Source organism: Roseomonas sp. WA12, from assembly GCF_054165765.1.
In genome coordinates, this window is record NZ_JBSTUI010000002.1 from 306,227 (window position 1) to 328,525 (window position 22,299).

18 protein-coding genes and 5 pseudogenes are annotated in these 22,299 nt (G+C 60.5%); 18 read left to right on the forward strand and 5 right to left on the reverse strand.

Annotated elements, in window-relative coordinates; genetic code table 11:
- Positions 1-62: 62 nt before the first annotated feature.
- The 3 genes from pstS to ACVBD7_RS23925 all read right to left on the reverse strand — a co-directional run bounded on the left by pstS (position 63) and on the right by ACVBD7_RS23925 (position 2,768).
- Positions 63-1,115 carry a phosphate ABC transporter substrate-binding protein PstS gene (pstS, locus tag ACVBD7_RS23915; RefSeq protein ID WP_458098007.1) on the reverse strand — a complete coding sequence of 351 codons (1,053 nt, stop codon included), beginning with the start codon at positions 1,113-1,115 and terminating at the stop codon, positions 63-65.
- 157 nt (positions 1,116-1,272) lie between these two features.
- Positions 1,273-2,031: a recombinase family protein gene (locus ACVBD7_RS23920; protein WP_458098008.1), complete on the reverse strand. Its 759-nt coding sequence runs from the start codon at positions 2,029-2,031 to the stop codon at positions 1,273-1,275.
- Positions 2,031-2,768, reverse strand: coding sequence for a DUF3489 domain-containing protein (locus ACVBD7_RS23925; RefSeq protein ID WP_458098009.1), 738 nt, complete (start codon positions 2,766-2,768; stop codon positions 2,031-2,033). Before ACVBD7_RS23925 ends, ACVBD7_RS23920 begins: the two co-directional genes overlap by 1 nt.
- Positions 2,769-3,272: 504 nt before the next feature.
- On the opposite strand from ACVBD7_RS23925, the gene ACVBD7_RS23930 reads away from it, so the two are divergent.
- The 15 genes and pseudogenes from ACVBD7_RS23930 (at position 3,273) to ACVBD7_RS24000 (ending at position 18,237) form a co-directional block, all read left to right on the forward strand.
- Positions 3,273-4,019, forward strand: a complete 747-nt coding sequence (locus tag ACVBD7_RS23930) for a dienelactone hydrolase family protein (protein ID WP_458098010.1) — start codon at positions 3,273-3,275, stop codon at positions 4,017-4,019.
- 513 nt (positions 4,020-4,532) lie between these two features.
- The gene (locus ACVBD7_RS23935; protein ID WP_458098011.1) at positions 4,533-5,270 is read left to right on the forward strand and encodes a Crp/Fnr family transcriptional regulator; all 738 of its coding nucleotides are present in this window, start codon (positions 4,533-4,535) and stop codon (positions 5,268-5,270) included.
- Between the two features lie 121 nt (positions 5,271-5,391).
- Entirely contained in the window at positions 5,392-5,667 is a 276-nt protein-coding gene (locus ACVBD7_RS23940; protein WP_458097838.1) for a DUF6894 family protein, read from the forward strand.
- A gap of 79 nt (positions 5,668-5,746) precedes the next feature.
- The gene (locus ACVBD7_RS23945; protein WP_458097839.1) at positions 5,747-6,466 is read left to right on the forward strand and encodes a Crp/Fnr family transcriptional regulator; all 720 of its coding nucleotides are present in this window, start codon (positions 5,747-5,749) and stop codon (positions 6,464-6,466) included.
- A gap of 138 nt (positions 6,467-6,604) precedes the next feature.
- A complete protein-coding gene (locus tag ACVBD7_RS23950; protein WP_458098012.1) occupies positions 6,605-6,817 on the forward strand; it encodes a hypothetical protein in 213 nt (70 codons plus the stop codon).
- Positions 6,818-7,113: 296 nt separating this feature from the next.
- Positions 7,114-7,881 carry a hypothetical protein gene (locus ACVBD7_RS23955; RefSeq protein WP_458098013.1) on the forward strand — a complete coding sequence of 256 codons (768 nt, stop codon included), beginning with the start codon at positions 7,114-7,116 and terminating at the stop codon, positions 7,879-7,881.
- Between the two features lie 126 nt (positions 7,882-8,007).
- Positions 8,008-8,517: pseudogene (locus ACVBD7_RS23960) on the forward strand (winged helix-turn-helix domain-containing protein); the annotation flags it as partial.
- Between the two features lie 14 nt (positions 8,518-8,531).
- Entirely contained in the window at positions 8,532-9,377 is an 846-nt protein-coding gene (locus ACVBD7_RS23965; RefSeq protein ID WP_458098014.1) for a hypothetical protein, read from the forward strand.
- Between the two features lie 115 nt (positions 9,378-9,492).
- Positions 9,493-10,458: an IS5 family transposase gene (locus ACVBD7_RS23970; protein WP_458098015.1), complete on the forward strand. Its 966-nt coding sequence runs from the start codon at positions 9,493-9,495 to the stop codon at positions 10,456-10,458.
- Positions 10,459-11,224: 766 nt separating this feature from the next.
- Entirely contained in the window at positions 11,225-11,962 is a 738-nt protein-coding gene (locus ACVBD7_RS23975; protein ID WP_458098016.1) for a polysaccharide pyruvyl transferase family protein, read from the forward strand.
- A gap of 79 nt (positions 11,963-12,041) precedes the next feature.
- Positions 12,042-12,533, forward strand: a complete 492-nt coding sequence (locus ACVBD7_RS23980) for a hypothetical protein (protein ID WP_458098017.1) — start codon at positions 12,042-12,044, stop codon at positions 12,531-12,533.
- A 42-nt stretch (positions 12,534-12,575) separates the two neighbouring features.
- On the forward strand, positions 12,576-14,846 hold the full coding sequence (locus ACVBD7_RS23985; RefSeq protein WP_458098371.1) for a glycosyltransferase: 2,271 nt from the start codon (positions 12,576-12,578) through the stop codon (positions 14,844-14,846).
- A gap of 77 nt (positions 14,847-14,923) precedes the next feature.
- Positions 14,924-16,330: a mannose-1-phosphate guanylyltransferase/mannose-6-phosphate isomerase gene (locus ACVBD7_RS23990; protein ID WP_458098018.1), complete on the forward strand. Its 1,407-nt coding sequence runs from the start codon at positions 14,924-14,926 to the stop codon at positions 16,328-16,330.
- Between the two features lie 48 nt (positions 16,331-16,378).
- Positions 16,379-17,176 (forward strand): hypothetical protein, encoded by a 798-nt coding sequence (locus tag ACVBD7_RS23995; RefSeq protein ID WP_458098019.1) that lies wholly within the window; start codon positions 16,379-16,381, stop codon positions 17,174-17,176.
- A gap of 96 nt (positions 17,177-17,272) precedes the next feature.
- Positions 17,273-18,237: pseudogene (locus tag ACVBD7_RS24000) on the forward strand (IS630 family transposase).
- A 117-nt stretch (positions 18,238-18,354) separates the two neighbouring features.
- Here the strand turns inward: ACVBD7_RS24000 and ACVBD7_RS24005 are convergent.
- The gene (locus ACVBD7_RS24005; protein ID WP_458098020.1) at positions 18,355-19,149 is read right to left on the reverse strand and encodes a hypothetical protein; all 795 of its coding nucleotides are present in this window, start codon (positions 19,147-19,149) and stop codon (positions 18,355-18,357) included.
- A 55-nt stretch (positions 19,150-19,204) separates the two neighbouring features.
- Here ACVBD7_RS24005 and ACVBD7_RS24010 point away from each other — a divergent pair.
- The 3 pseudogenes from ACVBD7_RS24010 to ACVBD7_RS24020 form a co-directional block, all read left to right on the forward strand.
- A pseudogene (locus tag ACVBD7_RS24010) lies at positions 19,205-19,513 on the forward strand (transposase); the annotation flags it as partial.
- A 7-nt stretch (positions 19,514-19,520) separates the two neighbouring features.
- Positions 19,521-19,700, forward strand: a pseudogene (locus ACVBD7_RS24015) (transposase); the annotation flags it as partial.
- A 133-nt stretch (positions 19,701-19,833) separates the two neighbouring features.
- Positions 19,834-19,929 (forward strand): annotated as a pseudogene (locus tag ACVBD7_RS24020) (hypothetical protein); the annotation flags it as partial.
- 25 nt (positions 19,930-19,954) lie between these two features.
- Here ACVBD7_RS24020 and ACVBD7_RS24025 read toward each other — a convergent pair.
- Entirely contained in the window at positions 19,955-20,254 is a 300-nt protein-coding gene (locus ACVBD7_RS24025; protein ID WP_458098397.1) for a hypothetical protein, read from the reverse strand.
- Between the last annotated feature and the right edge of the window lie 2,045 nt (positions 20,255-22,299).

Here is a 22,299-nt window from a genome sequence, read left to right on the forward strand (position 1 = left end):
GAAGTGGCGTCTCTCCTGAAGCGCTGCGTGGCGCCTGACGGGGGTGGTTGGTCTATGGAGGCTCAGCGGGCGCCGGCGATGTTGGCGCGCCAGTAGTCCGAGACGGTCTGCACCATCGCCTCAGGCAGAGGGACGTAACCAAGCGCGGCCGCATCCCCGGCGCGCTCGGTCAGGGCCATGCGGAAGAACTCGGTCATGTGGCGGCCGCGGGCCGCTGTTGCGGGCTGGCGTGGGGCCACAACGAAGATGGTTGCCGTGATCGGGTAGGCGTCCTCGCCCTGCGCCTCGGTGGCCGCCTGGGCGAAATGCTGTGCCGGATCCCACCGTGTGCTGGCCAGGGCGGCACGGAGAGCTTGCGGTTCAGGCGCGACGTAACGGCCCGCACGGTTTTCCACGAGCGCGACGGAGAGGTTGCGGCGCGCGGCCTGGCTGGCCTCCACATAGCCGATCGCATTCTCGACGGCCTGGACGCGGTCGGCTACGGCACTGTTGCCGCGCAGGCCGGTCCCAACAGGCCAGCGGGGCAGCGTTTCCACCCCGACGCGGGACCGCCATTCGGGGCTGCCGCCCGCCAAGTAGGTGGTGAAGTGCCAGCTGGTGCCCGAGCGATCGCTGCGACGCACCACCGCGATCGGCGCCTCCGGGAGGCTCAACCCGGGATTCAGCGCGGCGATTGCCGGATCGGACCAGCGCGTGACCTCGCCGAGATAGATGCTGGCCAGCAAGGGAGCGGAAAGGCGGAGCGTTCCGGGGGAGATACCGCGCAGGTTCGTGACGACGGCCACGCCTCCCGTCGCAATAGGGAACTGCGCCAGGCGGTGCTGCTCCACCTCCTCGGGCGGCATCGGCACGTCCGTCGCGCCGAAATCAACGGCTCGCTGCAGCACGCGCATGATGCCCCCCATGGAGCCGACCGGTTCGTAGTCGAACCCGCCATCCGCCCCGAAGGCGCTGCCCCCTTCTCCCTGGAGTGAGGTGTAGACTTGGCCCCAGCGGGCGAGGAGCGGATGCGCAAAGGTGGAGCCGGCGCCCGAGAAGCCGTCGGCAAACGCGGGTGAGGCAGCGAGCATGACCATGACCGCGCCGAGAAGACGAGAAACGCTGCGCCTTAGCATGTGAGCCTTCCAAATTCCGGCGAGCCGGAGATCCGCCGCACGAGCGACCCCCGACCAGCACCTGGCCGGGGCCGGCCCACCATTCACGGTCGGCTAACGGGACCGCTGGACGGGCGCAAAAGATAGAATTGTGACGGATGGGCTGGGCCGTTTCGAATCAGCGCAGAGCTTCAGCTTCGGTCGGTCCGAATTGCGTCGGCTGCGCTGCAAAGTATGTCCCAAGGCGCTCTGTTACCCGCGCCACCATCGTATGTGTCCAAACCAGGCCACCTCTCGGCGTCGGCACGCCGCGCTCCGTCAGTGCCCGCGCGAGCCCTGCACTAGTGTTGACCCCGTCGCTTCGGAGCGCCTCCACCTCCAACCCGAGCCGATGCGCCGTCCGGGTTGCCTGATCCTTTCGCGCCCGCGCTGCCGTTGCGGCAAAAGGCGGCTTGGGTGGCCGCCACCCCCTATCATCACCCAACACCGCCCCTCGCGCCCGTGCAGCCGCCAGCGCAGCCCTGGTGCGCTCCGAGATGAGTTCCCGCTCCTTCTGCGCCATGGCTGCGTAGACCCGCATCATGAGGTCGTCCGCGCCCGGCATGTCGGCTGCCCGGACCGAGATCCCCTCCTCCAGCAGGCCGGAGAGCGTGTGGGCGCGCCGGGTAATCCGATCGAGCCGCGCTGCGACCAGCACCGCCCCGAGCTGCCGACACCTCGTCAGAGCCGCTTGGAACCTAGGCCTGCGATCGTCCTTGCCCGATGCGATGTCTTGTTGCTCGGCGACCAAGATCCAACCCTCGCGCTCGACAAAGGCACGGACGCTCGCCTGCTGTGCCTCGAGCCCCAGGCCGGAGTGCCCCTGCTCGGCTGTGGAGACGCGGTAGAGGGCCACGGCGTAGCGGGGCTGGGTGGGGGAGCGACGCGGGGCGGCCATCAGCCCTGCTCCGCGCTGATCCCGTAAATCGAGTAGCTGCCCTTGGCCCCCTGCGCCCCCAGTCCGACCTGGCGCACCCGCTCCAGCACCTCGACCGCGTGGCCCTTCTTCTTCAGCCCTGCCAGGAAGCCCCGGACGGTGTGCTGGGCCCAACCTGTAGCCGCGATAACCTGGGCGATGGTGGCGCCCTCCTCCCGGCGCAGAAGGGTGAGGACGGCCTGCTGTTTGGTGCCCTCGCGTGGGGTGCGTGATGCGAAGGGGGCGCGAGTGGGACGGGCTGCCCCACCGCGCCCCAGGGCCGCCCCGAGTGCTTCTATCGACGTGGGCAGGGCCGGGCGCTCCAGGCCGGCGTCCCAGGCCACGAGCAAGGCTGTGGCCGCGTCTCGAAGTGAGATGCGTGGCTCTGGCACCAAGGGGGCCGCGGGCGGCTCCTGGCCTCGCGGTCCGGCCGTACCGGCCGGCTGCCCTTCCCTGCCCTCCTGTAGCTCCGCAATGGCCTGTTCGGCCGGCTCCGTGCCACCCGATGCCTCCACTGCAGCGACCCCGGCCTCAGTGATCCGGAGCGCGGCTCCCTTATCGCCAGACACCTCCTCCAGCAGCCCGGCCCTGAGCACAGCCTGGAACACCGCGTTGCGGGCTGCCGCGGGTAGGTTCGGTGGCGCCTCGGTCAGTCGCGTTAAGTGCTGGGCCGCGGTAGTGAGAATCTGCGCCTGGGTGGGGGAGAGCGGCTTCGTCATGGTCGGGGTCTCAGGGGTGGAACCGGTCATCGGGTCCTACGACCTGGAGCCCTGACGAGAGGCGGTCAGGGTGGCGGTAGAGGATATTGGCTTCCCACGCGCTACTGACGCTTCGCTCTGTCCGCCGGGAAAGCCAAGCGGCACACCGGCAACATCGGGCGAAGTGTGACGAAACACAGTATCCGGGCCGCGAAGGGGTCGAGCACGCTGATCCGATCCGCCGGTTCGCGACGCTGCTGAGTGATCAAGCGCACAGCGCCAGCCCGAAACGGAGATCAAGCTTCGGACCGCGATTTGAGGAACAATCAGATGGCGCTCCATTCTTCAGCAAACCGGGCAGTGTTGGCCGGAATGGCTCTACTCTGTGGGGCCGCCACGGCGGATGAAACTCGCCGAGCAACTCTCGATCAGCGGGTCGGATCGCGGACACCAGCCGCTTCCCTCGCCACCTCGCCAGGGCTCCGAACAATCCGGCTGGTCCGTGCGGATGGAAGGATCAGCGATGTGCACGCCCTTCTCACACGGCCCATCCCGATGGGGCCTGTACCGGCCGCCATCCTCGTGCCGGATGCGCTCGGCCTCGACCAGCGACTTGCTGCCATTGCCAATCGCCTCGTGGCTGAGGGCTGGGCCACGTTGGAGGTCGATCTCGCTCCAGTCTCAGCCGACGGTCACGAGCCGCCCGGGCCGAGTTCCCTCGCTATGCAGGCCGACGCTGGCGAACTGGTGAGCGATCTCGCCCTGTTACTTGAGTGGCTGTCGGAAGAACCGGGCATCGACGCTGGCCGTATTGCAGTCGTCGGCCTCGGCACGGGTGGACGGGCGGCACTCCTGGCAGGGTCGGAAGAGGCTATGACCCTCGAGTTGGGAACGTTCGGCGCGCGCTTTGCCGCCCATTTCGCCTTTTATCCAGGGTGTGGCGCACTGCTGGCTGAGGGATTCACCCATCTCTCTGCGTGGAGCAGCGCACCACTGGCGGTGCTACAGCACGGGCAGGACGACTCGTCCGCCTGCAATACCTTGAACGCTCTTCTTGCAGTCCAACGCCGACCAGCTGCGCTATGGCACGAGTACCGGACAGCAACCTACGCGTGGGATATCGGCCTAGTCGTCGGCCACACTCCAATCAGGCTGGCGAACCTTGGCTCCAGCCCCTTGGTGGTGACGCCCGATCAGAACATGACGGAGGATGCCACCGGCCGGCTGGTTCAATTCCTGCGCCAGGTGCTGGGGCCGCTGGCGCAACGCTGAGCAGCAGTTTGAACGCAAAACGTTAGTCGCGTCGCACACATGTAGCGGCCAGAAGGCATCCATTCGGATGTCTTGGAACTCTGTCTAGGCACCCAACACCATTTCGGCCCTGAGCATCGGGCTACGACCGAGAGCTCTGACGAGGGGCGTTCAGGGTGGCGGGGAAGGTTTCCCGGCGTCGCTGTGTTTCGCTCTGCAGGGTGGAAGGTGCGGAGGCGAGGATCGAGTGCTTGGCCAGGTTACGCACTCTAGTGCCCGAGTCGACTTAGTCCTTCACCGCAATGTCGGTGCTTCTGTGTCCAGGGCGCGCAGGATAAAGGGAGGCAAGCAGGTGGCGTCGGTGACCTCGGGTCCACTCTCAAAAAATTCTAGAAAGTCCGAGATGAGCACCGCGCTCTTGCCAGGGCACTCTGGCCTATTCGCAAGCCTGTTCTTCAGCATGCATTCATTCTCAAGTGCGTTCATTAACACATAGCAATATCCTCTTCAAAAAGCTCTGTGTAGGCCACCAGCATGGTCAATCGCTTCATTGAAAAGCTGAGCGGGTTCGCCGAACTCACTGGTCCAGAAATCAGTGCGCTCACTGCGGCTACCATTCAGCCGCAGTCTTACAAGCCCCGCCAGGATCTCATTCGAGAGGGCGATCAGCCGGGTCCCGTGTTCGTTGTCCTTGAGGGCTGGGCGTTCCGCTACAAGGTGCTGCCTAACGGGTCGCGGCAGATCATGGCGTTCCTGCTGCCAGGCGACGCCTGCGACCTCAACATCAGCATGCTCGCCGAAATGGATCATAGTATCCAGACTGTGAGGCACGCGAAGGTTGCCAAGATCAGCCGTGAAACGATGGACGAGCTGATGACGACCCACCGCGGGATCGCTCATGCGATGTATGTGGCGCAACTGGTAGATGAAGGCACGCTGCGGGCGTGGATCGTAAGCCTGGGACGGCGCGGCAGCGTTGAACGCGCAGCCCATCTCCTGCTCGAACTCTATGTCCGCGGCGTTAGGACCGGCAGCATGGGGAGTGATGAGGTGGAACTCCCTCTGTCCCAGGTGATCCTAGCGGACGCACTTGGAATGACCCCAGTGCACATCAATAGGGTCCTTCAGGATCTCCGACGGTCAGGTGCGGTGGAATTGCAGCGCGGCGTCCTGCGCATTCACGATCCTGCAGCCCTGATCCGGATCTCTGGGTTTGATGACAACTACTTGCACCGGCGTCTTCGGCCATACCGTTCGCAGCAAATCTCCTGAAACGTTAACTCTCTATATTGTTTTCTGTGGGATAAGCGTTAACAAGGGCCATCGTCAGCACGGTTGCCCTGGGGCGCTGACGACCGGGGGCAAGAGCCTTCGCCTCGCAGGAGGCAAGACCATGCCGTTGCTATTTATCCATGCTCACGATGCAGAATTCGCCTCCCACGATGAGGGAGCAGAGTATGATCAGCCGGAAACCGCGATGGCAGTAGGAGTGGATGGTGCCATCGCTTTTCTGGCGGGCGAAATTAGCCGGGGCGAACGAAATGCGGCTGTAGAGGTCAGCGTTGAACGCGCGGATGGAACTCAAGTTCTTCGCTCCATCGTCGCCGTATCCGTCTCGCCGTTGCTTCCGATGACCCGGCCCCCAAGCTCCAGCACCTGTTCTTTGTAAGAATAGAGAAATGCCCATTTCGCCAGTGTAGCGTCTGTAATAGGCTTTTCAGCCTCACAGGTGGGCGTATGGCCAGGCAATGACGCTCAACCCGTTAATTAGGCGGTTCAGTCATGCCGTCGAATTTACCGAGGAAGATCGGGCAGAGCTGCAGCGGATTACCTCGAGACCCCGATCGGTCGCGCCTCGGACGAACTTGATCCACGAAGGCGACCGCCCAGAGGTGGTTCGGGTTGTGATGAGTGGGGTTGCCTGCCGTTATCAGAGCCTTCCAGATGGCGGCAGGCAAATCGTGGCGCTCTTACTCCCGGGCGATCTCTGCGACATGCACGTGGCTATCCTTGGCGCAATGGACCACAGCCTTGCGACATTGTCGGCCTGCGAGGTGGTCGAAATCCCTCGATCAACGATCAAGAGGCTGATTGAAACGAATCCCCGCATCACGCATGCCCTCTGGTGGTCCACGCTGGTGGATGAAGCGATCCTCCGGCATTGGCTCGCAAACAAGGGCCGCCGCTTAGCCGATCACCAACTGCTACATCTTTTTCAGGAACTGCTCGTGCGCCTTGAAGCTGTGGGACTGACCGAGGACAACGCCTACACTCTCTCGATTACCCAGGCGGAGTTGAGCGACATCCTTGGGATCTCGGTCGTACACACGCATCGGACAATTCAGTGGATGCGCACGCAGGGTCTGGCGGACTTCCAAGGGGGGCGCGTGAACATCCTCGACCGGGAACGGATGCGTATCCTATCCGACTTCAATCCTGAGTACCTGCACCTAAGCCGTCGGGTCTAATTTTCTGCTTCATTCTGCAGCCTCGGCGTGAAAGCCGACGACGGAACCTGCAGCATTTGCAGCGATCTGCACCTACGAAGGGGCCGGGGGGATTACTGGTCCAGTATCGCGATAGTTGGGCCTTATCCCGCTCCGCCCATGGACATTGATCCGGGCCGCCGCTTCTCGCTCTGCGGCGAGGCCATAGCGCCTGCTCTCAGCGCACTTAACCTCGAGGCTCAGGACGCTGGTTGGCACGAACGCGAAGTGGTCGTGGCGGTGATGACTTGGGCGGCGATGATCGATGGCGGGGAGGCTGTCACCGACGCGCTCATGCTGGCCTTGGACGCGGCACGGGGTCAGGGCGGGTGACCCTTGGGATGATCGCAAGACTTGTAGCCACCATGCTCCTGCTCGCGGCCTGTCCGTCCCCGGCCAAGGCGCAGTCCTACCCTTCCCTGCCATAAGACCTACCGCTGACCGAAGATGGCGTTCCCACACGGCCATTGCGCGACGACGAGCTCTATCGGCTCCTCCTGGCTCTCTCAGCCTGCAACGATACTGCAGCAGCGCTGCTGGCGGGCTGCCATTCCGAAGGGGCGCCTTATGGCAGCACCGGGTGGAGGGCCTGCGTCGAACGGCGGCGCCCGTAGGTGCAACCGGCAGACATGACGGCTCAAGCACCACCCAAGCTCTCGCTGTTCCATGAGGACCACGCCGCGCAGGTCTTCTACCAGCAAGGACGCGCTGGGTATCTCGTTATCACCTTCAGCGAGCTGACGATGAAAGCCGACGGCAGCCGCTTTTGGGGAGATCGCACTCTCGGGCATCTCGGCATCCCGGCACTCGGCTTCGTGCACAAGCGCCCCCGCTGGTTCAGTGCCGACTTCATGACCCAGTCCATGGCTGCAGCCGATCCGAAGGTGGCTGAGCATGCCGAGCGGATCACCTATGGGTTCTCGATGGGGGCCTACGGCGCCATCCGGCACGCAGCGCGGCTCGGGGCGCGAACCACGATCGCTTGCTCACCCCAGTGGAGTATCGAGCCAGCCAAGCTGAAGGGCGTGGTACAGCCCTTCGTGAAGCACTTCCGTGAAGACAGGCACTGCGACATGGAGCTGAACTCCTTCCCGAAAGGCGGGCGGCTCTACCTTCTCTATGATCCCCATGACCGACACGATGCTTGGCACGCCGCGAAGATCCGCGAGCACATCAGCCAGACGGTGCTCATCGGAATGCCGTTTGTGGGGCACGGCTCCATTCGGCCGTTCGCGAACACACCGATGATGGCGGCTCTGCTAGAGGCCGCGCGCTCCCACGATGATGAACTGGTGCGCCGCGTCGCGCGTCACGCGAGGAGGCGCTACTCCCGGAGGGCAGAGCTTCTGCAACTCCGCCGCCGAGCCGGGCGGCCAAAGGGTCCGGTCTTGCCCTAAAGCAGGCTGGCTTGCCCACCCTTGGCGGACCGGAACATCACAGCCATGCGGATCCCGACAATCCCGCCCTGAGCATGCTTTGGAACACCGCCTCGCGCGCCGCCGCGGGTAGGTACGGACGCGCCTCGGCGAGAGTCCTCGGTGCCGGTCATCATGCTCACCGCAGTGACCGACCACACGGACCGGGTTGTGGGGCTGGAAATCGGGGCGGACGACTACATTACGAAGCCCTTCAACTCTCGGGAGCTCCTCGCCCGGATCAAGGCCGTGCTGCGCCGCGCCGAGGCCGGCATCACGTCCAGGCCCAACGAGACCCGGCCGATGCTGTCCTTCGGCCGATGGCGCCTGGACGTGACCCGGCGCGAGCTGCGGGCGGACGACAACACGCTCATCCCCCTGTCGCTCGGTGAGTTCGACCTGCTTCTCGCCTTTGCCGAGCACCCGCAGCGGGTTCTGACCCGTGATATGCTGATGGATCTCGCGCGTGGCGAAAGCCACGCTGCCTTCGACCGCAGCATCGACGTGCAGGTCAGCCGCCTGCGTCGGAAGCTGGAGGAATCCCCGAAAAGCCCCGAGGTGATTCGGACCATCCGCAACGGGGGCTACATACTCATTACCCCGGTGTCGCGCTCGTGATCCCCCGTCTCTGGATGCACGACACCATCGCGCGGCGCTTCGGCCTGACCATCCTGCTTGCGATCGCCGTAACGATTCTCATGAACGGCATCTTCGTGGCCGTGGCGGGTGTCTGGGGCCGCCCGTCATTCGAGAAGAGCGGGATGCTGGACTCGGCAGCGACGGCCTTGCGGATCATCGAGGTGCAGTCGCCGGAGGCCCGCCCCTCCCTCGCCGCCTCGGCGGGAACGGCCGCCTACGACGTCACCTGGGACAGGGAGCCGCCTGTCGTGCCGAGCGAGCGCCTCCAGACCAATTACAGGACAGGCGTCGCGGCATTCCGCGGAGTGCTGGGCGACCCGTCCCGCACCGTCCTCTTCTTCAACGGTAATATGCCGGAGGCCACCTCGTCCCCTCGGATGGAGGAGTTCCTCAGAAGGGGGATGCGGTTGTTCATGAGCGTCCAGCTCACCGACGGCACCTGGCTGACCTTCTCCGCATCCCAGCGAAGCTGGGGCATTTCGATGCCCTTCCGTTGGCTTCTGATCGGTCTGTTCGCCGTTATCTCCAGCGTCGTTCTCGCGACGGCGGCGGCCTGCAGCATGGCATCTCCTGTGGAACGGCTTGTTGCCGGCGTAAGGAGATTCGGATCCGACCCACGTGCACCGACCATCGACCCGCAGGAACCCGCGGAGTTGCGCGAAACGATCAGCGCCTTCAACGCCATGCAGGCTCAAATTCGCCGCTTCGTGGAAGACCGCACCACCATGCTCGCCGCGATCTCGCACGATCTTCGAACGCCGCTGACGCGCATGCGCCTGCGGGGCGAGTTCATCGACCCCTCCAGCATGGCGAGCGTCGCCTCCAGGAAGGCCACGTAGAGCTCCGCCTGCGGCCGGGCCTGGGGAGCACTGTGGTGCACAGATCGGTCTGGCAGTCTGGGTAGGCTAGGATCCTGAGGGGTCGACGGCCGGTTATCCTCCAGGAGAGCGCAGCTTGCCCTTCAAGGCCGATGTCGCCCGTCGCCAGCACATTCCGAAACAACGGTTCCGGGCGACGAACTGGGTGGAGTATGATGCGGCCCTACGCGGACGTGGCAGTTTGACCGTGTGGTTCACGGATGCGGCTATCGCGGCCTGGAAGGCCGAGCCCCGGACCACGCGCGGCGGACAGCCGCGGTATTCGGGGCTGGCCATCTCCACGGCCCTGACGCTTCGGGCCGTGATCCGCCTGGCCTTGCGTCAGACCGAAGGCCTGATCGGCTCGATCTTCGCCCTGCTCGGTCTCGACCTGGCCGTGCCGGACCACACGACCCTGAGCCGCCGGGCCGACACGTTGGAAGTGCCGCAGCCCAAGTCCGGCACCCGTCCCATACACCTGATCGTCGACAGCACGGGGCTGCAGTTATGTGGCCCGGGGGAGTGGCTGGTCGAGAGGCACGGGAGCAGGGCACGCCGGTCATGGCGCAAGCTGCATATCGGTGTGGACGCTGACACCGGGCGGATCGTCGCGTCCACCCTGACGACGAACGACACCGATGACGCCTCGCAGGTCGGTCCCTTGCTCGACCAGGGCGCGGACTCACTCGCCTCACTCATCGCCGACGGCGCTTACGACCAGGACGGCGTCTACGCTGAGGTGGCGGCGCGGTGTCCCGATGCGTCTGCCATCGTTCCACCAAGGTCCAGTGCTGTGCCAAGCGCCACGGCCGAGACGGCGCCGACCCAGCGGGACCAACATCTTCGGACCATCGCGGAGCGGGGGCGCATGAGCTGGCAGAAGGCGTCCGGCTACAACTGGCGCGCCCTGGTCGAGGAGGACATCAGCAGGTTCAAGCGCGTCATCGGCGGCGCGCTGCGGTCGCGCATCGACAGGCGCCGCGCGACCGAGGTGGCCGTCGCTGTCAGTGCGCTGAACCGCATGCTTGAGCTTGGACGCCCGGAGTATGTCCGGCTCGCGTGATCCCGTCCCCGCCCGCTCGCCGACTGCGCCTCCAAGCTGGCCCGTGCAAGACAGTCCCTCCGCGATCTTGTGCGGTTCCCAAGTGGCGTCATCAACAGCAGGACCGCTGCGGGCCATAACCTGACTAGTTACCTCAGAAGCGCCTTGCCAATGCCTCGCACGGAGGTCTCGCACCCGTGCGCCTACTTCATCCTGGCCTTCGCCCCAAGAATTGGGGTTTGTATCGCCACGATATCCAGGAGGAAGAGCATCAGCCCGTTACTATGAGCATCTTCTCGGGTCCAGCGCTCGGCATTCTCGAAGTTCCATCCGGTCTTTTCAGGAACTCGCCTGAGAAACTGTCCATATCAACCTGAGCGATCTCAACACTTGGCGGGTTGACCCCTCGGTGTCAGATGAATTTTTTAGTGATGAGTGTGGGGGAAGTATCGAAACACGGCGCCTCATCCATGTGAGTGAGGGCCGCCGGCTGTTGTGGACGACTTAACTTCAAGCGACATTGTGTATGATTAATATACGATTGCAGCATGGCGCTGCGGAAACATGCCCTCATCTACCTGATGTAGTTAGATGTCCTGGTTCATATCGCGTTCCTCGAAACGGTAACACCGCTGGCGTATCTAGACGTTGTGAGTGATTCCGTTTAGATCAAGATGAAGAACCTCATCTGACTGGGTCGTGCATGCTTAACCTACATAGGAAGAATACGAAGAATGTTGGCGACTTAATGTGTGGCCCAGTGCTGTACTTTGGGGAAGAACTTGGGATGACTAGTTCGGAAATACTGGGATTTCGCCAGAGCGATAACGAAAAAAAAGAGGATCGCCTTGAATGGAGAAGGCGCTTTGCTGATGCCAAAACAATCGTTGTCGGTGGTGGAGGACTTCTGAATATTGACTTCTTTGAACCGGCACTACTGAAGATTAGCGAGCTAAGGACAAAAGGTCAGAAGCTGGCGCTGTGGGGCGCTGGTCATAATGCTTGGACGATTGGCGACTGGAGGTTGCTGAAGCAAAGAGTGGATCTAGAAAAGTACGGCTTCGACCTTATTGGAATTCGAGATCACAATCAGCCATATTCTTGGGTGCCGTGTGTCAGTTGTATGCATCCGATTTTCGACGGAAACAGGAAAGACCCTCAGCATGAAGTCGGAATGTACGCCCATGCAGGATCATTGAACAACCCGAACTTCAAAAAACAGTTGCCGAGCAACTTGCCCCTTTTGAGCAACAGCGCTTCATTTGAAGAAGCGGTAGACTTCATTCAGTCGTGCAAGTTAGTCCTTACCGACAGTTACCATGGATTGTACTGGGCAACGTTGCTCGGCAGAAAAGTTATTGGATTTCCAAGTTCCTCTAAATTCTACGACTGCAAGTTTCCGGCCCCCCTTTGTGACCCGCAGGATTGGAGGCGTTATGAGCGGATGGCGCTGACCTACCCCGAAGCTCTCGACGAGTGCCGAGAAGCCAACAAGAACTTTGCACAAAGAGTTGCAGACCTCTGAAGAATACCCGGTCCGCAAGGCGGACTCGCCTCAACCTCGGATACCCATCATTCAAAAAGCCAATTAGGAGGCGCGATCGATGCTTGCTGTATCGATGTACCAAAATATACCATACGTATTCGAAGTTATTGAACTAGAGCCAACCCAGCTGTCGATTGATTTCTGGGACACTGAAGCTACTGACCGGCTTGGCCACATCAAATATCTGCCTGAGACGTCGGAGTTAGTCCTGAATAGTTATATCAACGGTCGGTGGCAGACAGAGTCGAGGGTGCCCTATCAACCCAAAAAAGGTAGCCGCATCGAGATCCGATGCGGTACCCGGTCTATATGGATCAAAACGGAAAGAGACGCCATTCAGCTTGATGTTCCATTTAATACTCCCGCAGATCACATCGGCTTCCTAGCGTTGAAGGGCTTCGACAAACCGAGTAACATCTTAGAATCAGATGTTCTCTCGTATCCTGCATTGAAGCCTACTATTTCTTCAATCGAGTTCACTGTTCTTCAGGCAAGAATACAGTTCCTGGAGCGTCGTTTGGAACAGCTTTTCGCCACTTCCAACGGCTGATCTGCTGCACAACTGTTATTGCTGGGGGATAGGATCGTGGCAATGGTCGAGAGCTTTGCGTATCAGGAATCCTCTTCTGAGCAGAAGGCGCCGCTCGTCTCGATTGTGATTTCGACCTATAATAGGGCCAGGACGTTGCGCCGCGCGCTGTCTTCATTGCGGTTTTTGCGATATCCAAACTTCGAAGTTATTGTAGTTAACGGTCCATCGACGGACAACACGAGTGAGGTCATCGAGGAGTTCAGACAAAACATCTCGGTACTATCAACCGAGCAGCAAAATCTTTCCTTATCTCGCAATATCGGAATCGCAAATTCTAGTGGCGAAATCATCGCGTTCATGGATGATGATGCCATTCCGGAGCCAGATTGGCTCGACGAATTGGTAAAGCCATTTGAGAATAATGTGGTTGTAGCTGCTGGCGGTTTCATTCGTGACCATTCTGGTGTTCGTTTTCAAGCGAAGGCTGTTGTCAGCGACAGATTTGGTAGAGGCAAGGCCTTTGCCAGTGTTGACGCCGCGAAGCATGCGTGTAGTCTCGATCATAACCTGTTTCTTAGTCTCACTGGGACTAACAGCGCTATTCGGCGGTCGGCTCTAGAGGAGGTGGCTGCATTTGACGAGACATATGAATACTTTCTCGATGAAACAGATGTAAACCTCAAATTGGTAGATGCGGGTGGCGTGCTTGATATCAACCCGCATGCTGAAATTCACCACAAATATGCTGAAAGTCATTTGCGCACTGTTGATAATGTGCCAAAACGCATGTTCCCGATTATGCGTAGCGTCGCATACTTTGCGATTCGACACGGTCTACCGAGGCATGGTTGGAATTCGGTCGTTGATCGCCTCAAGTCACTTGAACAAACAGAGATCTTCTATAAATCTGGGAATTTGGCAGCTGGTCAGATATCTGGACAACAGTTCAGCAAGCTCTCTCTCGAGATTCGGGAAGGTATTCGACAAGGTGTTGTGGACGGGGTTAACGCTGCTCCTACAACTTGGGCAGATAAGCTAGCTCAGCTTACCCGCGCGACTCGCGCAGCACCTTTCGTCGTTCGGCGAAATGCAGCCTCGCGTCTGAGGCTCTGCATGCTCTCCCAGGACGAGGGGAGTTCTGCCCAAGGTGGAATAGGTCGGTGGTCGAGGCTCGTTGCTCGCGGTCTCTCCGACTTAGGGCATGAGGTTACAATCATGGGCCGTAACGCTCGCAATGCACATACAGTGGACTTCACGGACACCGGTTACTGGAGCCACCGTGTTCCTACAAACTTTCGATCATTCGACCCGGACGGCGATGTTTTAGACCTTCCGCCATCTGTAGGGGTTTATAGTCAGCACATGCTCGCTGAGTTCAAGCGGGTGAATGACCGAAGGCGCTTCAACGTAGTCTCTTCGCCTATATGGGACGTAGAAGGGGCAGCGTTCTTCTCGGATCGTGAAGTTCTGGAGTCGAGCCCGGTCTGCCTGAGCTTGCACACTTCGGTTGCTCTTGCGCTAGAGTTCAAACCTGAATGGCGGGCTAACTCCGAGTATCTGCAGAACCATGTTAAGCCGATCATGATGGCGGAGCGTCTTGCAATTAGAAAGGCACGAACCATCATCGCAAATTCGGAGGCCATTGTCCAAGACATCGAGCGTCTCTACAAAATAGAAATAGAGCGAGATCGTCTGGTCGTTGTTCCACATGGCGTTGATGACATCCCTAATAGTCTCAGAGTCCGACAGGTTAGGTCCGGGCGAAATGCGCGCGTCCTGTTTGTTGGACGCCTGGAGTTTCGGAAAGGTGCCGATATTCTGGCGAAGGTTATTGATGAACTGTGCTCCTTTCATCCGGAATTAGAGGTTGATTTTGTGGGGTCGGGCGCTGATCAGGAAGTCGTCCGGCTGGTGCAGGAGATCCAGGGGAAGTACTCGGGCCGCGTGCGGCACCACGGTTATGTAGACGATGAAGATCTGCTCCGGTTTTACTCGCGAGCCGACATTTTCGTTGCTCCATCCCGTTACGAATCGTTCGGCCTTATATTTGCGGAGGCGATGCGATTCGGGCTACCATGTGTTGGTTTTCGGGCCGGTGGGGTTCCTGAAGTTGTCCGTCATGGTGAGACAGGCCTTTTAGCAGAGATTGATGATTCCAAGGGCCTTTACGATGCACTCGACACACTCATTTCGGACCCGGATGTCTCACGCGCTCTCGGTGACCGTGGAAGGGATCGGTTTGATGCAGAGTTCACGGTAGAGACAATGGCAAAAAGGCTCGAGGAAGTTTATATCGACGCCAGTTTAGAAGTTGGGAGGCAGAGGTCTTGAGGGGTTGAGCTTTGCTGCTGAATTCAACTTGTTCTGGGCTGCAGGCCGTGGTCGGTAACTTTGGTCGCATTGTTCCCGTGGTTTTGTCGGGCGGGGTTGGGACGCGGCTGTGGCCCCTGTCGCGGGAGGGGTATCCCAAGCAGTTCTGGCCGCTGACCTCGGCGCAGTCGATGCTGCAGGAGACGGTGGGGCGCGCCACGGGCCCGGGCTTCGCGCCGCCCATGGTCATCTGCGCCGAGGCGCATCGCTTCCTTGTCGCCGAGCAGCTGCGCGAGGCCGGGCTCTCCTCCGGCGCCCGCATCGTGCTCGAGCCCGCGGCCCGCAACTCGGCCCCCGCCATCGCCGCCGCCGCCCTGCTCGTGGCCGAGTCCGACCCCCACGCGCTCCTCTGGATCATGGCCGCCGATGCCGCCATCCAGGACCTGCCCGCCCTCCACGCCGCCCTTGCGCGGGCGTCGGTCGCGGCGCGGGCCGGCCATATCGTCGCCTTCGGCATGCGCCCCACCACGCCCGAGACCGGCTTCGGCTATATCGAGGCGGGCGCGCCGCTGGTGAACGCGGAAGGCGTCTCCGCCATCGCCTCCTTCGTCGAGAAGCCCGAACTCGCCCGCGCCCAGGCCTTCCTTGAGGGCGGGCGGCACCTCTGGAACGCCGGCATGTTCGTCGCCAGCAGCAGCGCGCTGCTGGCCGAGCTCGAGCGCCTGCAGCCCGAGCTGGTCGCCAGCGTGCGCGCGGCGGTCGACGGCGCGGCCCGCGACCTCGACTTCGTCCGCCTCGGCGCCGCCTTTGCCGAGGCACCGTCGATCTCGATCGACTACGCGGTGATGGAGCGCACGGCGCACGCCGCAGTGGTGCCGGCCGATCTCGGCTGGTCCGATGTCGGCTCCTGGGACGCGCTGTGGCAGGTCAGCCCGAAGGACACGGCCGGCAACGCCACCCACGGGCCGGTCGAGCTGCTGGATGCCAGCAACTGCTATGTCCGCTCGGAAGGCATCCTCACCAGCGTCATCGGCCTCTCCGACGTTGTGCTGGTCAGCACCGAGGACGCCGTGCTGGCGCTGCACCGCGACCGCGCCCAGGACGTCAAGAAGCTCGTCGAGCAGCTCAAGGCGAAGAAGCGCCCCGAGGCCGGCGCGCATCGCCGCATGTACCGCCCCTGGGGCCACTACGAGGGCCTGATCCAGGGCGACCGGTTCCAGGTGAAGAAGATCCTCGTCCGCCCGGGCGAGAAGCTCAGCCTGCAAAAGCACTACCACCGCGCCGAGCACTGGGTGGTGGTCAACGGCACCGCCGTCGTCGAGCGCGACGCCGAGCGCATCCTCCTGCGCGAGAACGAGAGCGTCTACCTGCCGCTCGGCTGCGTCCACCGCCTCGAGAACCCCGGCATGATCCCGCTCACCCTCATCGAGGTCCAGTCCGGCGCATACCTCGGCGAGGACGACATCGTCCGATTCGAGGATACATACGGCAGAATCGATGATTGAATCTAATCTGGATTCGGGAACTCCACCGATCTCGCAAGGAGTGCGATATTGAGGAAGAAGCGGGAATTATATCGTTCTGAGAATATCTTGATAGAGCACTCAGAAAGTCATGGGAACGGCCCACTAATGATCTTATTTCCGCAGCTTGATGAGAATCAAAGCCTAGAGAAGATCGGCTTCGGTGTGAATTTGTATTCGAAAATGGGCAGAGATTTCATCTCGATAAAGTGCTCAAATAATGCATGGCTGCAGTATCCTGAAACTAAGCAAGCTCTCTCTTTGGTACGTGAGTTGGCCTGTCGATATCCCTCTGCCATTACCTATGGAAGCAGTATGGGTGGTTACTGCGCGCTCGCGTTTGCTCGGAATGTCGGTGCCACACGAAGCGTAGCAATCGCACCACAGTTCTCGCCGGATCCGAAAAAAGTACCGTTCGAAAAGCGCTGGCTAGCCTATCGTCGAAGCATACCGTCTTTTGTAAACGATAGTCTTTCTGACAATATACTTCCGGGAAAACAGAGTTTCATATTTTATGATCCATTTTACGAGCAAGACGCTAATCATGTCAGGTTTATCTCAGCATGCGCTGACGTGCAGCTTATTCAGGTTCCATTCGGTGGCCACCTTTGTGGTGAACTTCTAGCATCAGCAGGGATGTTACGTGATACGGTCGAGTCAATCGTCCAGAACAACTTCAACTTGAGTACCTTTAGACGTGAGCTGCGCGTTCGCAAGCGGGCACTTCCGAGAACGTGGAGAATGTTGGCCGAGAGAGCTGCACGAAAGGGCAAGGCAAACCTCGCGACCTGGGCCATGCAGCATGCCAACAGATCAGCTCCTAGCTAGGGCTGGAATGTGATCCGAGCGACTGGATGCGAAAGTCCTTGCCCGACGCGGCGGCTATTCAATTCACCCTCACTGCTGGTGAAGAGGCCAGCAAGGATGGGTCGAACCTTGTCGGCCGATCTTCGCAGCCGCGTTACGGAGGCAGCGGCGGGTGGGTTGTTGCGCCGAACGGCGGCTGAGTTCTTCGGCATGGGGGTAGCCACCGCTTTCCGCTGGGTTCGGGTGTTTCATGCGACGGGCGCGACGAGGGCTGGGCGCAAGGGCGGAGACCAGCGCTAGCAATGGATCGAGGCGCATCTTGCCGCGATTCTGGGTGCGGTTGAGGCCAAGGTTGACTACGCGCTTGTCGAGCTAGCCGAAGTGCTCCGACGCGACCACGGCGCACACTTCGCCCTGAGCACTATCTGGCGTCTCCTCGACCGCCACGCCAAGACGCGCGAAAATAACTGGGCGCCTCAGCGAGCTGAACCGGCCCGACGTCGCAGCTAAGCGCCGCGCCTGGTTCGCTGCGCAGCCTGAACTAAATCCCGAGCGTTTGGTCTCCATCGACGAAACCGGTGCCTCGACCAAGATGGCCCGCCTGCGCGGGCGTGCAAAACGCGGCCAGCGCTGCGGTTTGCCGGTGCCGCACGGCCTCTGGAAGACCACCACATTCACCGCCGCCCTGCGCCTGTCAGCCACGACCTCGCCCATGGTTCTCGACGGGCCGATGAACCGCGCCGCCTTCACCGCCTGCGTCGACCAAGTGTCGGCGCCGACACTCCGGCCCGGTGACGTCGTCATCATGGACAACCTTCCCGCCCGTAAAGGGCCCGGACACCCGAGCTGCTATCGATGCTAAAGACGCCACCCTCTGCTAGCTGCCGCCCTGTTTCCCCGATCCTCGAAACAGTGCATGGAAGCCCATCGAGGATGCCTCCGCCAAGCTCAAGGCCATCCTCCGCAAGGCTTCCGCACCCAGCCTCGACTATCTTTGGCACAACAGTGGGATCGCACTCCCTCAGTTCACACAAGACAGGTGCGCGAACCCCTGCACAGCCGCAGGCTATGAGCCCGAATGAACAGCGTCTGCTCTTGTTGCTTGCCAAATCTGTCATCGCCCTGCTCAAGGCCGTCCTGAAGGACGGAGCTCTTGACGCATGATGGGACGACTGTCTCGAAGGAGATATCAGGGTGACTTACAAAAGATGTGAAACGTTGAAGTTTTCGTCTCGAAAATCCGAGATGGCTTTAGACAGGCTGTTCTCGCCACCCTTCAGGAGCGCTCCAGAAAATGTGCCATCATCTCTGTGGGATGTCAGATTGGAGCCGTGTCCTTTCGTGTAGATTACTGACGGAATTCCACTAATTTCAAACTGACGTTTTTCAGACCGGAGGTCTGACGCCCAGAGCTTATGCCCACTCAGACGATTGAAAAATACCTGCCGGCTGAAATCATTGATGTGTGCAGGAATATCGGCAGCACTAAGGTACAAAGCCATTGAAGTGCCGCAGGCTGAGTAAAGTGGCTGTCCATGATCTTCAGGGACGTTGATGAACGTCTTTCTATAAAGATTGAAGATATATCCAGATGAGAAGAGGACCGTCGACATTTCACCGTAAGCCCTAACTTGGCGGACAACATCTCTGCTGACCATGTCGTCAGCGTCTGTCATCATCAGGTGGCCACCACCTTCTTGTTTTAAACGAAGTGTGATTTCACGGATTTTTAATCTCTTGTCTAGGCGCCAAGCTTCTTTTGACCCGCCGCGAGTCGGCGGACCGAGTGGAGCTTCCAAGAACAAAGCCTCGGGGAATTCCTGCTTGATTTGAAGCGGCATCTCATGATGACAAACAACCACACGAACTCCGCTGGGGTCTGTCTGTTGGCAACAACTTGCGAGCGTGTGCCGCAACATCCGACAGTTCGCGTCGAAGTCTTTTGCGACCTGCTCCGAAAGGAAAGGGATTGAGAAATAGAAAGGCTTCATCATCCTGCCTCGAAAATGACTCTCGTACCGTCAAGCACTATGCATGCTACATAGCGACATGCACTCCCTTTGCGAAGCTGCTCAGCGCTATTGGACGATCCTTCTCAATGCTTTCAGCTTCTACCCAGTATCAGGCTTGCACCGCTCAGCAACCGAGGTGCCGTTTCTGGAAGCACTCGGACATTGGGCGCGACGGGCCATGTGCCCGCTCTACGTCGCTGGCCTGATCGGACCAGGCGAGCGCAAGAGCATTCAGTCGATGGCCGAGCGCATGGGTCTGCCGAGCCACGGCGCCCTGCACCACTTCATCGCGAGCGGGATCTGGGACAAGAAGCAGCTGGAGGCGGCGCTCGCGGTCAAGCCGGCTTCGGTTAGTGGGCGGGCCGGTCGCGTCCTCCGTAAGCGACGACACAGCCCTGCCCAACAAGGGTCGCGCCTGGGTAGGCGTTGCACCACAGTCCGCCAAGATGCTGGGCAAGAACGCCAGCTGCCAGACGTTGGTCCCGCTGACCCTGGCCCGCGCCGAGGTGCCGGTTCCGATCGCTCTGCGCGTTTCAAGCAGCGCTTCAGACCCTTCTACAGAGCTGGGCCAGCGATCCGCCCCGGCTCGACAAGGCCGGGGTGCCGGAGCCCTGATGGGCACCGGGCACCAAACCAGATCTCGCCCCGGCCGAGCTGGACCGGGTCGTGGCGTCGAGGGCGCGGTTCGGCACCGTGCTGGCCGATGCGGGCTCAGGGGTCAGTGCCACCTTCCGTGAGGGCCTGAGCGCGCGCGGGCTGGCTTGGGCGGTCGGGCTTCGGCGCAACCTCAAGGTCTACCCCGGCCGACGTAGCGCAGTTCCCACCATCTCCCGGTGGTCGCTGTCGCCTGCCCGAGCCCGATCAGCACTCCCGCTTGGCCGAGGTTGCCCTCGCGGACATCGTGTAACCCACCATCACCTAGCGCCTCGGCATCAAGGGGCGCCTCACCACCTGGTTCGCGGCCCTGCACATCCGCGTGGCCAAACGTCAGGCCCAGAGGATCGGCGGCAAGCCTGCGCAGCACCTGCCGGGCGAGGAAGCCTGTGTGGCTGGCGAGTAGCGGGCCTTCTGCAAGACGAAGTACCACCTCTCCAACCTACCCGCCGATACGGGCCTCAAGGCATTGGCCGCCTCCGGAACGACAACGGCGCGAAGTGGCGAGCCCTACCCGCAGAGGAATGAGTATCGTGAGTGGACGCCCAGGCCTTCATCTTCCGGTCTCGCCTCGGCGTCTGCAAGCGCCGCTCACCCCGACGGAGGCGTGAGGGACAGGGCTTGGCATGATCTTGCTCAACGGCACCGAAGCAGGACATGTGGGAGGCGCTTGGCTGGTCTCGTGGCGGCTTCGGCATCATGGTTTGCATGATCACCGGCAGTCCACGCACTGCATCGCCTTCTGGCTTTGGTCCGTTTAGGCGGAGGAACTTTTGCTAAGCTGTCTTTTACTCACGACTCTTCCTGGTGTGCTGCTCTGCGTTGTCGCTGAAAGCGTTTCACGAAAGCCCGAGCTCGGCCAAGTACGTAACTTCGGCTGTGTGCGCGGCTCGAGGTTACAGTGTCGGATAGACCAACATGATAGCGGTCAACGCTCATCAGCTTTCCACCGGTGCATGTAAACCGCACTTCGTGAACGGGCGTCCGATGACTACCGCTCGCCCAACATCGTCTTGCCGAACCGCTCGGCAAATGCCCGGCGACAACAACCGGCAAATTGCGAGTAAAGCCCTGTGCGGCGAGTTGCAGACGAGGTGCTCATGCCAACGCCAAAGCCGACGGTGAGCATTGTGGCGATGCTCACCTTGATCCCGAACTCTTGGCGGACGCGGACTTGGCCCTGACGAATTCAGTTCACACCCGGCTCGAGCAAGGAATAGAGCTTGCCAGCGTTCTTGGGAGCCTTCTGTAGAGGGCGGGTGAGAAGGGCCATGCGGTGCTCAATCCGCTTTCGTAGCCCTCCCTTCGAGAGGGCGCGGAGCTTGCGGGTGAAGGTCTCGCAGAAAGCATCCCGTATAGCGCTTGAGCGTGCGCCATCAGGCATGGATTGGTGATGGGCCGCCCCTCGGAGGCGAGGCAGAGACTGCCCCCCTGCTCGAACCAGTACCAGACGATCAACCACGCCAGCCGGACTATTTCATATCGCCCAACGATTTATTCGACTAGGCGCGATCGCAGCAGATTAGCCAGTTCTTCAAGGCAGCGGGGCTTTGTGCCCGCCGGAATCGCAGGGATACTCCAGGGTTCAAACCAGAACCTACAATTCCGGACCATCAAATCCAACAACTTTCCTGAGCAATTTTTGGCGGTGGTGCATGTTCCGAACCGATTACGTTAAGCTGTTTGCTTACGCATTGCTCTCTGGACTTGCATCTCGTAAGGTAAAATGAGATCTTTTAAGGTTTCTTTCCAAAGGCGGAGGGTTTGGCCTGTTGATGCATGGTGATCCCTCGGATATGGCCCGAGCATCTCAGGCCTTATTGCTCCGGAGGCCGTGACCATTTTATGGTCAATTCTTCGGAATGATATCAGTGAGTGAGACAGTACGCCATTCTGCATCGAATCATTTAAATCGATGGCCCGCTGTATGCGGGCCGACCAGCTAATATCGATCACATCTTCAATGCTCCTAAGCTCCTCCGGAAGCATCTTTGCCTCAGCTGCGGTGGTCCGAACGAAATGCTCGTCTGATAGAGGCGTTGCTTGGGCTCCCAAGACAACGATGCCTCGGAGGCTACTATCATTACCCACATCCTCGATTAAGCGTGACAAAAATTGGTTGTAAGACGACACGCATCTTGCAAGAAATTCTGAGAATGACGTATTCGGGTCTTTGTGACACTGCTTATAGAAACGGAAATCGATATCGACATTTCCGAACATCAGAAATATTGTTCTCTGCATTGGGGTATTTACAAGGTGACGTATAACCTTGCCGTGCCCCAGGTGTGATCGTTCATTTGCTAGACCTACGATTGTCGCGCCCGAGAATACTGTATTAGAAAAGCTTCCCGCGAACTTCGGAGCGAATTGGCGCGAATGAGAGTCTCCACCAAAAATGTATAGCATAGTAACTTTCCTAGGAGTCTGCTGCCCACAAGTTACAGCGTGCGCTCACAGAGTTGCAACGTGACATCC

What these genes read in the sequence shown, in the direction of transcription:
- pstS (WP_458098007.1), bottom strand. Translation starts at nt 1,115, where the DNA reads ATGCTAAGGCGCAGCGTTTCTCGTCTTCTCGGCGCGGTCATGGTCATG.
- ACVBD7_RS23950 (WP_458098012.1), top strand. Translation starts at nt 6,605, where the DNA reads ATGGACATTGATCCGGGCCGCCGCTTCTCGCTCTGCGGCGAGGCCATA.
- ACVBD7_RS23925 (WP_458098009.1), bottom strand. Translation starts at nt 2,768, where the DNA reads ATGACGAAGCCGCTCTCCCCCACCCAGGCGCAGATTCTCACTACCGCG.
- ACVBD7_RS23920 (WP_458098008.1), bottom strand. Translation starts at nt 2,031, where the DNA reads ATGGCCGCCCCGCGTCGCTCCCCCACCCAGCCCCGCTACGCCGTGGCC.
- ACVBD7_RS23940 (WP_458097838.1), top strand. Translation starts at nt 5,392, where the DNA reads ATGCCGTTGCTATTTATCCATGCTCACGATGCAGAATTCGCCTCCCAC.
- ACVBD7_RS23985 (WP_458098371.1), top strand. Translation starts at nt 12,576, where the DNA reads ATGGTCGAGAGCTTTGCGTATCAGGAATCCTCTTCTGAGCAGAAGGCG.
- ACVBD7_RS23965 (WP_458098014.1), top strand. Translation starts at nt 8,532, where the DNA reads ATGCACGACACCATCGCGCGGCGCTTCGGCCTGACCATCCTGCTTGCG.
- ACVBD7_RS23980 (WP_458098017.1), top strand. Translation starts at nt 12,042, where the DNA reads ATGCTTGCTGTATCGATGTACCAAAATATACCATACGTATTCGAAGTT.
- ACVBD7_RS24005 (WP_458098020.1), bottom strand. Translation starts at nt 19,149, where the DNA reads ATGATGAAGCCTTTCTATTTCTCAATCCCTTTCCTTTCGGAGCAGGTC.
- ACVBD7_RS23975 (WP_458098016.1), top strand. Translation starts at nt 11,225, where the DNA reads ATGACTAGTTCGGAAATACTGGGATTTCGCCAGAGCGATAACGAAAAA.
- ACVBD7_RS23945 (WP_458097839.1), top strand. Translation starts at nt 5,747, where the DNA reads ATGACGCTCAACCCGTTAATTAGGCGGTTCAGTCATGCCGTCGAATTT.
- ACVBD7_RS23935 (WP_458098011.1), top strand. Translation starts at nt 4,533, where the DNA reads ATGGTCAATCGCTTCATTGAAAAGCTGAGCGGGTTCGCCGAACTCACT.
- ACVBD7_RS23955 (WP_458098013.1), top strand. Translation starts at nt 7,114, where the DNA reads ATGACGGCTCAAGCACCACCCAAGCTCTCGCTGTTCCATGAGGACCAC.